The following is a 12473-nucleotide window of genomic DNA, read 5'->3' as shown; positions in this document are numbered from 1 at the left end:
AGGGACCGGGAGATTGGCGGTGGACGAGCCACTCGCCAACCGGGTCAGGTCCGGAAGGAAGCAGCCCTAACGAGGTCCGGATCGGGTCGCTCGTCAGTCTCCTACCTGTTTTTCCGAGCGAATTGCGCCGGCGGCTCGGGCCGCCAGCGCGCTCCTTTCCGCAAAAGCCGGCCGAAAGACACTTCATTGCGGATCGACCGATGACCGACGCTGGCGCCCCTCCCAACCCTGATAGCGCCGGCCAGGCCAGTACGCCCTACCGGGTGCTGGCGCGGAAATACCGTCCCTCCAGCTTCGACGATCTGATCGGCCAGGAGGCCGTGGTCCGCACTGTCTCCAATGCGTTTGAGACCGGCCGCATTCCGCAGGCCTGGATTCTCACCGGCGTCCGCGGGGTCGGCAAGACCACCACTGCGCGCATCCTTGCCCGTGCGCTCAACTACGAGATGCCGGATGGCTCGGTGAAGGGCCCGACGGTCCAGATGCCGACACTCGGCGTGCATTGCCAGGCGATCATGGAAAGCCGGCACATGGACGTGCTGGAGATGGACGCGGCCTCGCATACCGGCGTCGACGACGTTCGTCAGATCAATGACAGCGTCCGCTACGCGCCGGCCAGCGCCCGCTACAAGGTCTACATCATCGACGAAGTCCACATGCTGTCGACGGCGGCGTTCAACGCCTTCCTGAAGACGCTGGAGGAACCGCCGGAGCACGCCAAATTCGTGTTCGCCACGACGGAGATCCGCAAGGTTCCCGTGACGGTGCTGTCGCGCTGCCAGCGTTTCGACCTGCGCCGCGTCGAGGCCGACGTGCTGATGAAGCATCTCGCTAACATCGCGGCCAAGGAAAACGTCGAGATCGAGCCGGAAGCGCTCGGCATCATCGCGCGCGCCGCGGAAGGCTCGGTGCGCGATTCGCTCTCGCTGCTCGACCAGGCGATCGCGCATGCGGCAGGCACCGTGAAGGCCGATGCCGTCAGGCAGATGCTGGGGCTCGCCGACCGCACCCGCGTCATCGATCTCTTCGATTCTCTGGCGCGCGGCGACATCGCGTCCGCATTCAAGGAGTTCCGCGACCAGTACGACGTCGGCGCCGATCCGATCGTCGTGCTCTCGGATCTCGCCGAATTCGTCAATTTCGTCACCCGCGTGAAGATCGTGCCGGCGACCGCCGACAACGTCGCCTATGGCGAGACCGAGCGCGTGCGCGCGCGGGATTTCGCCTCGAAGATCTCGATGCGCGTGCTGTCGCGGATGTGGCAGATGCTGCTCAAGGGCATCACCGAGGTGCAGGCCGCGACCCGGCCGGCCGCAGCCGCCGAGATGGTGCTGGTGCGCATCGCCTATGTCGCCGACCTGCCGACGCCGGACGAAGCGATCAAGATGCTGGAGCAGAACGGCGGCGGTTCGCCGGTCGTGAGCGGCGGCGGTGTCGCGCGCAATGCGCCGGCCGGGCCGGTGGCGTCCGCGGCGCCAGTTCGCATGCCGAATTCGTCGCCATCCTCGTTCGGCGGCGGTGGTGCCCGTCCGCAGATGGCAACGCCCGCGCCGGATCCGCAAGCTGCCGCGCCGGTGTTGCGCGTCACGAGCTTCACCCAGCTCGTTGCGCTGGCCGGGCAGAAGCGCGACCTCCTGACCAAGGGCGCGCTCGAAGGCGACATGCGCCTCGTCCGTTTCGAGGAGGGCCGGCTGGAAGTCGCGCTCGAACCCAACGCCTCCAAGACCATGATTTCCGATCTCGCGCGCAAATTCGAGCTTTGGACCGGGCGCCGCTGGACCGTGATCGTCTCCAACGAGCCGGGCCAGCCGACGCTGCGTTCGGTGAGCCAGGCGGCCAAGCAGGAACATGCGCGCACCGCCGAGGCCGATCCGCGCGTGCGCGAGGTGCTGTCGCGTTTTCCGGGTGCGAAGGTCGTCGAGGTCCGCAGGCTTGCCCCCGAGGCACCGCAATCCGATATTAACGCGGACTATGGCAGTGACGATCCGCCCGACGGTTCGGACGGCGACGATCTCTAGAGCCGATTTTCAAGGACAGCACCGATGGTCGATATTTTCGGCATGATGAAGCAGGCGCAGCAGCTGCAATCCAAGATGCAGGAGATGCAGGACCAGCTCGCCAACGTCGAGGTCGAGGGCATCTCCGGCGGCGGTCTCGTCGCCGTACGCATGACCGCGAAGATGGACGTCAAGGGCGTCAAGATCGATCCTTCGCTGATGAAGGCGGAGGAGCGCGAGGTGCTCGAGGATCTGCTCGTCACCGCATTCGGCGAGGCCCGCCGCAAGGCGGAAGCCGCCATGCAGGAGAAGATGCAGTCGCTCACCGGCGGGCTCGGTCTGCCGCCGGGGCTGTCGGGGCTGTTCGGCCAGTAGGATGGGCGCTGTTGCGGGTCCTGAAATCGAGCGGCTGGTCCAGCTTCTCGCGCGACTGCCGGGGCTCGGCCCGCGCTCGGCGCGGCGCGCCGCGCTGCATCTGATCAAGAAGCGCGAAGCGTTGATGATGCCGCTGTCCTCGGCCATGCAGGTCGCGCTCGAGAAGGTCCAGGTCTGCAAGACCTGCGGCAACATCGACACGCAAAGTCCCTGCACGGTCTGCACCGATCCGAGGCGCGATCCCTCGATCATCGTCGTCGTCGCCGACGTTGCCGATCTCTGGGCGCTGGAGCGGGCCAATGCCACTCAAGGGCGCTATCACGTGCTGGGCGCGACATTGTCGCCGCTCGACGGCGTCGGCCCGCAGGACCTCACCATCGAGGCGCTGGTCGCGCGCGCGCATGAGGCGCAGGTGCATGAGGTCATCCTGGCGCTGAATGCCACCGTCGACGGCCAGACCACGGCACACTACATCACCGACCTGCTGCAGGACGCCAACGTAAAAGTAACCCGGCTCGCCCATGGTGTGCCGGTCGGCGGCGAGCTTGATTATCTCGATGAAGGTACGCTATCGGCCGCGATGCGGCAGCGCACCCTGTTCTAGCCATCCAGACTTACGGAACGGACGACATGACGAAACTTTTCGGCACACGATGGGCTTTGGTCGCGACGATCGCGATGCTGGCGACGCCGGCGATCTCCGCGCAACAGGACGACGGGGCTCCGCCGCCGTCGAAGCCCGGCAAGCCGATCAATGCCGGCGAGGTGCTGTCGGGCGAGCTGAACACGATGAAAGTGCGCGACGTCAAGAACGTCGGCAAGCGGATTGCCATGTACCAGATCACCTCCGAGCCGCGCCGGCTGCCGCCGCCGAGCGGGCTGTGCAATCTCGAGACCGGCCCCGAAACCTTCCAACTCGTTCCCAGCGGCGACGCGCAGGCCGCGCAGCTGAAGACATTCGCCGGCAAGGAGATCTCGGTCAAGGTCGACGAGATCGCCTGCGCCAGCGATCCCGGCCAGATGAGCGAAGCCGTGATCACGAAATGGAGTTTGATCAAGAAGCAGTAGGGGGGCACGCAATGTCCTCACCGCGCTTCCGGTGTCATCGCCCGGCTTGATGTTTGGACCGGACAGATCACTGACAGGTGTTCGGAGACATAGCTGACACATCAAAATGGGCTGGTCTGGTCGATTCGGGAGGCCGTCCATGCCCTGGAACGAGGTGTCGGTGATGGATCAACGACGAGAGTTCGTGCGACTTGCCTTGCAGGAGGGAACGAACCGGCGAGAGCTGTGCCGGCGGTTCGGGATCAGTCCTGATGTGGGCTACAAATGGCTGAGGCGCTGGCAGGCTGGCGACCATGAACTGGCGGATCAGCCCCGTCGTCCGAAGCGGATGCCCAAACGCAGCGAGCCTGCTGTGGAGGCGCAGGTTTTGGCTGTGCGTGACCAGCATCCAGCCTGGGGGGCGCGCAAGATTGCCCATTGCCTAAAGCGCGAATGCCAGGCTGTGCCTGTGCCTTCGACGGTCCATCAGATCCTGTGCCGGAACGAGCGGATCAAGCCAAGTGAGAAGGCCCCGCCGAGCCCTCCAGGCCATCGCTTTGAGAAGGAGGCGCCCAATCAGCTGTGGCAGATGGACTTCAAGGGCCACATGCCCCTTGCCAACGGAACGCGTTGTCATCCGCTGACCATGGTCGACGATCACTCGCGCTATGCCGTGTGTCTGGAGGCATGCGCCAACGAGCAGCGTCCCGCCGTGCAGAAGCATCTGATCGATACCTTCCGCCGTTATGGCCTGCCGGAGGCCTTCTACATCGACAATGGCTCCCCTTGGGGTGATACGTCTGGCGTCCGCTGGACCGCGCTGAAGGTTTGGCTACTCAAGCTTGGCATTAGGGTGGTGCATGCCAGGCCGCGCCATCCCCAGGGCCGGGGCAAGAATGAACGCTTCCATCGCAGCCTGAACGCGGAAGTGTTTGCTCTGCGCGCGTTCCGCACTCTGGCGGAAGTCCAACACGCCCTCGATAGCTGGCGCATGCTCTACAATCTGGAACGGCCTCATGAAAGTCTCGGCATGGGGGTCCCCGCCGATCGCTACCGGCCAAGTTCTCGCGCCATGCCGGAACGAGTTCCGCAGGTCCAATACGATGCCGGAGAGATCGTTCGCACCGTCTCCTCGACTCGGAGTTACATCTCCTTCCAGGGGCAAATGTGGAAAGTCCCACAAGCCTTCTGCGGCGAGCGGCTCGCCATCCGACCGCTCGACCGCGACGGCCATTACGGAATCTTCTTCGCCAGTTGGCAGGTCGCATCAATCGACTTGACCAGTGGCCAACCTGTCAGTGATGTGTCCGAACAAGCGTCAGCTATGTCTCCGGTCTAAACACTTGACCGGGCGATCCAGTACGCTGCGGCTTCTCGGTCAATCACAACTGTCTCTGGAATACTGGATGCCCCGCCTTCGCGGGGCATGACAGCGGCAGTGTCAAACCCTCACCGGCCCCAGCGCGTCAAAATGCCCGCGCTTCTGCAGCCAGGCCAGCAGCACCAGGCTCGGGATCGCCACCAGCATGCAGATCACGAAGAACAGCGGCCAGCCGGTGGTATCAGCCACGAAGCCGGCGCCTGACGAGAGATAAGTCCGCCCCACCGCGGCAAGTGCTGTGAGCAGCGCATATTGCGTCGCCGTGTGCAGCGGGTTCTGGCAGAGCGCAGAAAGATAAGCGACGAAGATCACCGTGCCGATGGCGCTGGTGAAGTTCTCACAAGTGATGGCGAAGGCGAGCGCCCATTGGCTGGTGCCGACGAAGGCCAGCCAGGAAAAGGAGAGGTTCGCGAGCGCCTGCACCACGCCGCCGATCCAGAGGCTGGTCGCAAGCGAATAGCGCCGCGCGACGAAGCCGCCGGCAAAGCCGCCGATCAGCGTCGCGGCGAGACCGACGCCTTTCACGATCGCCGCATAGTCGTTACGGGAGAAGCCGAGGTCGATCACGAACGGCGCGGTCATCGTGCCGGAGAAGGCGTCGGTGAACTTGAACAGCACGACGAAGGCGAGTGCCGCAAGCGCGTCCTTGCGCGTCAAGAATTCCGAGAAGGCCCCGATCGCCGCGTGCAGCACGCGCGCCAACGCGGTCTGCGTCTGCGTCGCGGCTTCCGCCCGCACCGACTGCTCGGGCTCGGTCGCCACCAGCGCCGTGAACGTCCCGATCAGCACCATCGCCGCCATCACTACATAGCCCCACATCCAGGCGGATGTGCGGGTGATGCCGGTGCTCTCGAAGCCCGAGACGATGAACAGCGCGCCGGCAGTCGAGATCAGCATGCCGATACGATAGGCCGCGACATAGGACGCCATCCCGGCGGCCTGCTCGCTCTCCGGCAGGCTCTCGACGCGAAAGGCGTCGACCACGATGTCCTGCGTCGACGAGGCCGTCGCCACCAGCAACGCGCCGAGCGCGACATAGAACGGCGAGCGCGCGGGATCGGTCAGCGCCAGCAGCAGGATCGCTGCGATCAGCAGCAATTGCGAGAACAGCAGCCAGCCGCGGCGCCGCCCGAACGCGCGCGTGAACAGCGGCACATGCATCGCGTCCACCAGCGGCGCCCACAGGAATTTCAGCGTGTAGGGCGTGCCGACCAGCGCAAACAGCCCGATGGTCTTGAGATCGACGCCGGATTCCCGCATCCACACCAGCAGCGTCGAGCCCGACAGCGCCAGCGGCAGCCCCGACGAGAAGCCGAGGAACAGCACGATCAGCACCCGCGGCTGCAGGTAAACGGCAAGGCTGTCACGCCAGGAGGTCGGGGCCGTGCCGGGGCCGGCAGGGGAGGTCGCGTCGGGTGCGGTCATGGCAGGGTGTTAGCAGATTCTGGGAGCGCTGCCTCTTCTCCCTCTCCCCGTTCTTACGGGGAGAGGGTCGGGGTGAGGGGCCTCTCTCCACAAATGAGATGGTTGTGAGACCTGTACCCCCTCACCCGGATCACAAGGGCGATCCGACCTCTCCCCGCAAGCGGGGCGAGGTAAGGAAAGTCACTCCCCCGCCTGGAGCTTCCGCGGGAACAGCTCGGCAACGCCGGTTGCAACCAGATGCGGGGCTTCGGGCGCATCGCTCTTGCTGAAATCGAGTTCTTCGATCCGCCCGGCGCGCTTCTCGATCTTGTCGGCGGAGATCAGGATCTGGCGGACGTCTTCGTTGGCGTCGGCAAAGTGCTTCTGCAATTTCAGCACGCGATCGCGCAGGCGGCCGAGGTCGTCGCCGAGCTTGATCACCTCGGTGCGGATCTGGTCGGCGGCATCGCGCATGCGCGCGTCCTTCATGATCTGCTGCATCACCTGGATCGCCAGCATCAGCAGCGACGGCGACACCAGCACGACGCGGGCGCGATACGCCTTCTGGATGACGTCGTCGAAACCGTCGTGGATCTCGGCGTAGACCGATTCCGACGGCACGAACATCAGTGCCATGTCCTGGGTCTCGCCGGCGACGAGGTATTTCTCGGAGATGTCGCTGACATGCTTCATGACATCGCCGCGCAGCCGCTGCGTGGCGATCCGCTTCTCCTCGTCGCTCCGCGCGTCATGCAGCGCGGTCATCGCTTCCAGCGGAAACTTCGCGTCGATGCAGAGTGGCCGCTGGTCGGGCAGGAACACGACGCAGTCCGGCCGCTTGCCGGTCGAGAGCGTGAACTGGAACTCGTAGGCGCCCTTCGGCAGACCGTCCTGGACGATCGCCTCCATCCGCGCCTGACCGAAGGCGCCGCGCGACTGCTTGTTGGCGAGCACGTCGCGCAAGGTCGTCACCTGCGTGGTGAGGTCGGTGAGGTTCTTGTGCGCGCTGTCGATGATGCCGAGCCGCTCGTGCAGCGCGCGCAGGCTCTCCATGGTGTTGCGGGTGGTGTGCTCCATGGATTGGCCGACCCGGTGGGTCACCGAATCCAGCCGCTCGTTGACCGCGCGTGCCATGTCGGCCTGGCGGCCGGCCAGCGTCTGGGTCATGGCGTCGACCCGCCCCGAAGCCTCGCTCTGGGCATGCAGCATCTGGCTGATGCGCTCCTCGAGTTCGTCGGCGCGGATGGCGTTGGCCATCGCGAGTTCCGCGCCGCGTCGCCCGGAGCGCGCGATCACGACGGCGATCACCACCATCAGGATGAGGACCAGGGCGCCAAAGCCGATCAGCGCGTCCACGGTGCGCACCGGCCAGTCGCCGAGCATGAAAATGATCTCGTTCATGCCCCTGCTTCTAGCCGATTCGCTCGGAGACACGAACGAATAGCGAACATTTATGGTAAACGGTCCGCTAATTTTTATGGTTAACGAAAGGCGAAGTTTTATGGTTAACGGAGGGTTAACGGGGTTCCCGGCCGGATTGACCGCATCGAACGCGCGGCTTAAATCGCGGCCATGGCCCTCAGAGAAATCATCATCCTGCCCGACAAGCAGCTGCGTCTGGTCTCCAAGCCGATCGAGAAGGTCACGCCGGAGATCCGCAAGCTTGCCGACGACATGTTCGAGACCATGTACGACGCGCCCGGCATCGGGCTCGCGGCGATCCAGATCGCGCAGCCGCTGCGGCTGATCACCATGGACCTCGCCAAGCCTGATCAGGACGGCGAGACCAAGCCCGAGCCGCGCGTCTTCATCAACCCCGAAATCATCGCCTCGTCGGAGGACCTGTCGGTCTACGAGGAAGGCTGCCTGTCGATTCCCGAATATTACGAGGAGGTCGAGCGCCCTGCGAAGGTGCGGGTGCGCTACACCGATCTCGACGGCAAGGTGCACGAGGAGGATGCCGAAGGCCTCTACGCCACCTGCATCCAGCACGAGATCGACCACCTCAACGGCGTGCTGTTCGTCGACTATCTGTCAAAGCTCAAGCGCGACCGCGTGCTGAAGAAGTTCGAGAAAGCCGCCAAGCGCGGCGAGTGAGTACAAGCGACTGTGCTGCCCCACATTCCCCTGCGCTCCCTCCCCCCTTGTGGGGGAGGGCGGGGGAGAGGGGTAGCCCAGGCGGAAGTCTCTCCGTCATCCAAATCGGGTGCGCACCGCGAACGCTCCAGCCGAGAGAGCGCGTCGTGTGGCACCCCTCTCCCTCACCCTCCCCCACAAGGGGGAGGGAACGTACCGAGTCCTTGTCATGCCCCTCCGCCTGATCTTCATGGGCACGCCCGATTTCTCCGTGCCGACGCTGCTCGAACTCGTAGCGCATGGCCACGAGATCGCGGCCGTGTACACGCGCGCGCCGAAGCCCGGCGGCCGGCGCGGGCTGCAATTGCAGCCGACCCCCGTGGAAGAGGCCGCGCGAAAGCTCGGCGTGCCCGTTCTGACGCCGAAGAGTTTGAAGACGCCGGAGGCGCTGGAAGCATTTCGCGCCTTCGACGCCGACGCGGCCGTCGTCGTCGCCTATGGCATGATCCTGCCGCAGGCGATCCTCGATGCGCCAAAGCTCGGCTGCTACAACCTGCACGCCTCGCTGCTGCCACGCTGGCGCGGCGCCGCTCCCATCAACCGCGCGATCATGGCCGGCGATGCCGAGACCGGCGTGATGGTGATGAAGATGGATGTTGGCCTCGACACCGGCGACGTCGCCATGGCGGAACGGCTCGCGATCACGGACAATATGACTGCGCTCGATCTGCATGATCGTCTGTCCCGGCTCGGTGCCGATCTCATGGTGCGCGCCATGGCCGCGCTCGACCGCGGCGGGCTCCAGCTCAAGCAGCAGACCGAGGACGGCGTCACCTATGCCGCCAAGATCGACAAGGCCGAAGCGCGGATCGACTGGACCAGGCCCGCGCGCGAGGTGCTGCGCCATATCCACGGCCTGTCGCCGTTTCCTGGCGCCTGGGCCGAGCTTGAGAATGCGCGGGTCAAGATCCTGCGCTGCGAGCTGGCGAAAGGCACGGGCGCACCCGGCGAGGTGCTCAACGATCACCTCACCGTCGCCTGCGGCGAGGGTGCAATCCGCCTGATCGAGCTCCAACGCGAAGGCAAGGCGCGCATGCAGGCCGCGGACTTCCTGCGCGGCGTGCCGTTGAAGACCGGCGCCAAATTCACCTGACGCTGTCATACCCCGCGAAGGCGGGGTATCCAGTACGCCGAGGCTTCTCGGTCGAATGGATAGGCTGCGGAGTACTGGATCGCCCGGTCGAGCCGGGCGATGACAGCGAAACTGGACAAGATGCCCCGCTACAAGCTCATCATCGAATATGACGGCGCGCCGTTCTTCGGCTGGCAGGTGCAGGAGACGCTGCCCTCGGTGCAAGGCGCGCTGGAAGCGGCGGTGAAGGCGATGACCGGCGCGGATGCGCGCGTGCATGGCGCCGGCCGCACCGATGCCGGCGTGCATGCGCGGGGCCAGGTCGCGCATGTCGACATTGAGAAACAGTTTCCACCTGGCCGTTTTCGCGACGGCTTGAATGCGCATCTGCGCCCGCATCCGATCGCCGTGCTCGATGCGGACATCGTGCCCGATAGTTTCGAGGCGCGCTTCTCGGCCGTGAAGCGCCACTACCGCTACCGTATCGTCAACACCCGTGCCAATCTCGCGCTCGATGCCGGCCACGCCTGGCGCGTGCCGCGCCGGCTCGACGCCGATGCGATGCATGCGGCGGCACAGCGCCTGCTCGGCAAGCACGATTTCACCACCTTCCGCGACACCGAGTGCCAAGCCAAGTCACCGGAGAAGACGCTCGATCAGCTCGACGTCCTGCGCGACGGGCGCGAGATCATTATTCTCACCTCGGCGCGCTCGTTCCTGCACAGCCAGGTGCGCTCGATGGTGGGGTCGCTGATGTGGGTCGGCGAAGGCCGCTGGACTGCTGACGATCTCTCCGCAGCGCTCGCCGCGCGCAACCGCGCCGCTTGCGGCATCGTCGCCCCGCCAGACGGGCTGTATCTGATGCAGGTGGATTACTGATTGGGGTGAGGGCGCGCGCTCTCGCTACATCCACCACTGTCATGCCCCGGCTTGACCGGGGCATCCAGTACGCCGCGGCCTCTCGGCTCAGTCACTGCCGTCTCTGGAATACTGGATCGCCCGATCAAGTCGGGCGATGACAGCGGAGTTTGGGCGGGAAGAAGAGCCTACCCAAAATACCTCGCCAAAATCCCGCGATACACCTTCGTCAACTGCTCCAGATCCTGAACCGGCACGCGCTCGTCGACCTGGTGCATGGTCTGGCCGACCAGGCCGAATTCGATCACCGGGCAATAGCTCGAGATGAAGCGCGCATCCGAGGTGCCGCCCGACGTCGACAGCTCCGGCTTGCGGCCCGTCACCTCCTCGATCGCGGACACCGCGAGCTCGGTGAACGGTCCGGGCTTGGTCACGAACACGTTCGAGTTCGAGGGCTCCCAGACGATGCGGGCGCGAATGCGGTTGCCGCAGGCTTTGGTCAGCCGCGTCTCGACCAGCTCGCGCAGGCTCGCCTGGGTGTGGTTGTCGTTGTAGCGGATGTTGAATTTTGCGCGGGCTTGTCCCGGGATGACGTTATTGGCGGTGTTGCCGACGTCGACCGAGGTGAATTCGAGATTGGAGGCTTGGAACTGCGCGCTGCCATGGTCGAGCGGCTCGTCCGAGATCGCCACGATCAGCCGCGAGATATCAGGCACCGGATTGGCGGCGCGGTGCGGGTAGGCGACGTGGCCCTGCACGCCGTCGACATACAGCGTGCCGGATTGCGAGCCGCGGCGGCCGACCTTGATGGTGTCGCCGAGCGTCTCGACATTGGAGGGCTCGCCCAGCACGCAATGGTCGAATTTCTCGCCGCGCTCCGCCGCCCATTGCAGCAGCTTGATGGTGCCGTTGATGGAGACGTCTTCCTCGTCGCCAGTGATCAGGAACGAGATCGAGCCCTGTCCGTCCGCGCGCGGCTTGCCGTCGTTCGCGGCGAGATGCTCCAGCACCGCGGCGACCGAGCAGGCGATGCCGCCCTTCATGTCGACCGCGCCGCGGCCATGTAGAAAGCCGTCCCGGACCTCGCCCGAGAACGCGCCGACGCTCCAGGCGCTCTCGTCGCCCGGCGGCACCACGTCGGTGTGGCCGGCAAAGGTGATGTGCGGCCCGTCAGTGCCGATCCGCGCATAGAGATTGTCGACGTCGGCGGTGCCGGGCTCGCTGAAGGTGACGCGATGGCATGTGAAGCCTGCCGCGTTGAGGGCCTGTTCGAGCACGCCCAGCGCACCGGCATCTTCAGGGGTTACCGAGGGGCAGCGGATGAGATCGCGGGCAATCGAGAGAGCATCGGTCATGCGCCCCGCTTAACATGCATGCCGCCGGGTGGGCTAGCACTGGGCGGGACAAATTCGATCTCGCTCTGCTGGTCCCAGCTTTTCGCCGCAGGCGGGGCGGGCGCGGAGCCATCTTCAACCTCGGCCAACGGATCGGCGCCGAACCGGTTGTCGCCCGAGGTGCCGCGCACAATGAACATTTCCACGAGGCCCCAAAACCACGGAATGTGCACGGCCCAGGCGAGGGCAAGAACCCAGTTTGATGCGGTGGGCAGCAGGTCCGAGAACTGGTCGAACAACGCGGGCACGACGAAGAACGGAACCAGCCACCAGCCGCTCCGGTCGCGATCGTGCAGCCGCTTGGTCGCGGTTGCGAGATAGATCCACAGGAATAGCGAGCTGCCGAGCACCTTGAGGATGAGAGGCGCGCGATCCGTGGTTGCCAGCAGACGGTAGGCCCTGGGATCAACCACGTTGAAGATGTCGTCGACACCGAAATCGAAGTCGACCTTGAAGTTGAAGGCGAAAGTCGCGGCCCCGTTCAGCACCTTGATGGCCTGGTCGATCATCCCGAGCATGCAGGCCAGCAACATGACGATCAGCAGCGCTTGCCACAGCAAGGCGCGGTTGATGCGGCCGTCGAAGCGGAAGAGATACCAGGTCCAGTCCATGCCAAAGGCTCCGGGCGGGAGAGGTCGCCCGGATGTTGGTCGAGATTGGGGGAGGGTGGGTTCGATGAGGAGCCGCAAGGGGCTTCTTTCACCTCGCCCCGCTTGCGGGGAGAGGTCGGATCGCCCTTGCGATCCGGGTGAGGGGGTACAGGTCTCACGGCAATCTCATCCGTGGAGAGAGGCCCCTCACCCCAACCC

At 65.2% G+C, this 12473-nt stretch carries 12 protein-coding genes and 1 other RNA gene; 9 read left to right on the top strand and 4 right to left on the bottom strand.

The window, feature by feature from the left end; all coding sequences use genetic code 11:
• Nucleotides 1-8: 8 nt before the first annotated feature.
• The 6 genes from ffs to BRA1417_RS0101770 all read left to right on the top strand — a co-directional run bounded on the left by ffs (nt 9) and on the right by BRA1417_RS0101770 (nt 4758).
• Nucleotides 9-105, top strand: an RNA gene (gene ffs, locus BRA1417_RS42010) — signal recognition particle sRNA small type.
• Nucleotides 106-200: 95 nt separating this feature from the next.
• Nucleotides 201-2018 carry a DNA polymerase III subunit gamma/tau gene (locus BRA1417_RS0101790; RefSeq protein WP_027514339.1) on the top strand — a complete coding sequence of 606 codons (1818 nt, stop codon included), beginning with the start codon at nt 201-203 and terminating at the stop codon, nt 2016-2018.
• Nucleotides 2019-2042: 24 nt separating this feature from the next.
• A complete protein-coding gene (locus tag BRA1417_RS0101785; protein WP_007597704.1) occupies nt 2043-2372 on the top strand; it encodes a YbaB/EbfC family nucleoid-associated protein in 330 nt (109 codons plus the stop codon).
• 1 nt (nt 2373) lies between these two features.
• Complete coding sequence (gene recR, locus BRA1417_RS0101780) at nt 2374-2976, top strand: recombination mediator RecR (RefSeq protein WP_007604678.1); 603 nt, start codon at nt 2374-2376, stop codon at nt 2974-2976.
• A gap of 26 nt (nt 2977-3002) precedes the next feature.
• Complete coding sequence (locus BRA1417_RS0101775) at nt 3003-3440, top strand: hypothetical protein (RefSeq protein WP_027514338.1); 438 nt, start codon at nt 3003-3005, stop codon at nt 3438-3440.
• 139 nt (nt 3441-3579) lie between these two features.
• Entirely contained in the window at nt 3580-4758 is a 1179-nt protein-coding gene (locus BRA1417_RS0101770; RefSeq protein ID WP_035968316.1) for an IS481 family transposase, read from the top strand.
• A gap of 102 nt (nt 4759-4860) precedes the next feature.
• Here BRA1417_RS0101770 and BRA1417_RS0101765 read toward each other — a convergent pair whose 3' ends face one another.
• On the bottom strand, nt 4861-6225 hold the full coding sequence (locus tag BRA1417_RS0101765; protein WP_027514336.1) for an MFS transporter: 1365 nt from the start codon (nt 6223-6225) through the stop codon (nt 4861-4863).
• Between the two features lie 180 nt (nt 6226-6405).
• Entirely contained in the window at nt 6406-7605 is a 1200-nt protein-coding gene (locus BRA1417_RS0101760) for a DNA recombination protein RmuC (protein ID WP_027514335.1), read from the bottom strand.
• Nucleotides 7606-7776: 171 nt separating this feature from the next.
• On the opposite strand from BRA1417_RS0101760, the gene def reads away from it, so the two are divergent.
• The 3 genes from def to truA all read left to right on the top strand — a co-directional run bounded on the left by def (nt 7777) and on the right by truA (nt 10291).
• A complete protein-coding gene (gene def / locus BRA1417_RS0101755) occupies nt 7777-8301 on the top strand; it encodes a peptide deformylase (RefSeq protein WP_027514334.1) in 525 nt (174 codons plus the stop codon).
• A gap of 208 nt (nt 8302-8509) precedes the next feature.
• Nucleotides 8510-9433, top strand: a complete 924-nt coding sequence (gene fmt, locus BRA1417_RS0101750) for a methionyl-tRNA formyltransferase (protein ID WP_027514333.1) — start codon at nt 8510-8512, stop codon at nt 9431-9433.
• 120 nt (nt 9434-9553) lie between these two features.
• Nucleotides 9554-10291 carry a tRNA pseudouridine(38-40) synthase TruA gene (gene truA, locus BRA1417_RS0101745; protein ID WP_027514332.1) on the top strand — a complete coding sequence of 246 codons (738 nt, stop codon included), beginning with the start codon at nt 9554-9556 and terminating at the stop codon, nt 10289-10291.
• 167 nt (nt 10292-10458) lie between these two features.
• Here truA and dapE read toward each other — a convergent pair whose 3' ends face one another.
• Together dapE and BRA1417_RS0101735 are read right to left on the bottom strand one after the other, a co-directional pair.
• Nucleotides 10459-11625, bottom strand: a complete 1167-nt coding sequence (gene dapE / locus BRA1417_RS0101740; RefSeq protein ID WP_027514331.1) for a succinyl-diaminopimelate desuccinylase — start codon at nt 11623-11625, stop codon at nt 10459-10461.
• Nucleotides 11622-12275, bottom strand: a complete 654-nt coding sequence (locus tag BRA1417_RS0101735; protein WP_027514330.1) for a DUF805 domain-containing protein — start codon at nt 12273-12275, stop codon at nt 11622-11624. Before BRA1417_RS0101735 ends, dapE begins: the two co-directional genes overlap by 4 nt.
• Nucleotides 12276-12473 lie beyond the last annotated feature (198 nt).

Source organism: Bradyrhizobium sp. WSM1417, from assembly GCF_000515415.1.
GTDB lineage: Bacteria > Pseudomonadota > Alphaproteobacteria > Rhizobiales > Xanthobacteraceae > Bradyrhizobium.
The sequence above is the reverse complement of the archived record's forward strand: the minus strand, read 5'-3'. Positions and strand labels throughout refer to the sequence as shown.

What these genes read in the sequence shown, in the direction of transcription:
- BRA1417_RS0101775 (WP_027514338.1), top strand. Translation starts at nt 3,003, where the DNA reads ATGACGAAACTTTTCGGCACACGATGGGCTTTGGTCGCGACGATCGCG.
- BRA1417_RS0101735 (WP_027514330.1), bottom strand. Translation starts at nt 12,275, where the DNA reads ATGGACTGGACCTGGTATCTCTTCCGCTTCGACGGCCGCATCAACCGC.
- recR (WP_007604678.1), top strand. Translation starts at nt 2,374, where the DNA reads ATGGGCGCTGTTGCGGGTCCTGAAATCGAGCGGCTGGTCCAGCTTCTC.
- BRA1417_RS0101785 (WP_007597704.1), top strand. Translation starts at nt 2,043, where the DNA reads ATGGTCGATATTTTCGGCATGATGAAGCAGGCGCAGCAGCTGCAATCC.
- fmt (WP_027514333.1), top strand. Translation starts at nt 8,510, where the DNA reads ATGCCCCTCCGCCTGATCTTCATGGGCACGCCCGATTTCTCCGTGCCG.
- BRA1417_RS0101790 (WP_027514339.1), top strand. Translation starts at nt 201, where the DNA reads ATGACCGACGCTGGCGCCCCTCCCAACCCTGATAGCGCCGGCCAGGCC.
- BRA1417_RS0101765 (WP_027514336.1), bottom strand. Translation starts at nt 6,225, where the DNA reads ATGACCGCACCCGACGCGACCTCCCCTGCCGGCCCCGGCACGGCCCCG.
- dapE (WP_027514331.1), bottom strand. Translation starts at nt 11,625, where the DNA reads ATGACCGATGCTCTCTCGATTGCCCGCGATCTCATCCGCTGCCCCTCG.
- def (WP_027514334.1), top strand. Translation starts at nt 7,777, where the DNA reads ATGGCCCTCAGAGAAATCATCATCCTGCCCGACAAGCAGCTGCGTCTG.
- BRA1417_RS0101770 (WP_035968316.1), top strand. Translation starts at nt 3,580, where the DNA reads ATGCCCTGGAACGAGGTGTCGGTGATGGATCAACGACGAGAGTTCGTG.
- truA (WP_027514332.1), top strand. Translation starts at nt 9,554, where the DNA reads ATGCCCCGCTACAAGCTCATCATCGAATATGACGGCGCGCCGTTCTTC.
- BRA1417_RS0101760 (WP_027514335.1), bottom strand. Translation starts at nt 7,605, where the DNA reads ATGAACGAGATCATTTTCATGCTCGGCGACTGGCCGGTGCGCACCGTG.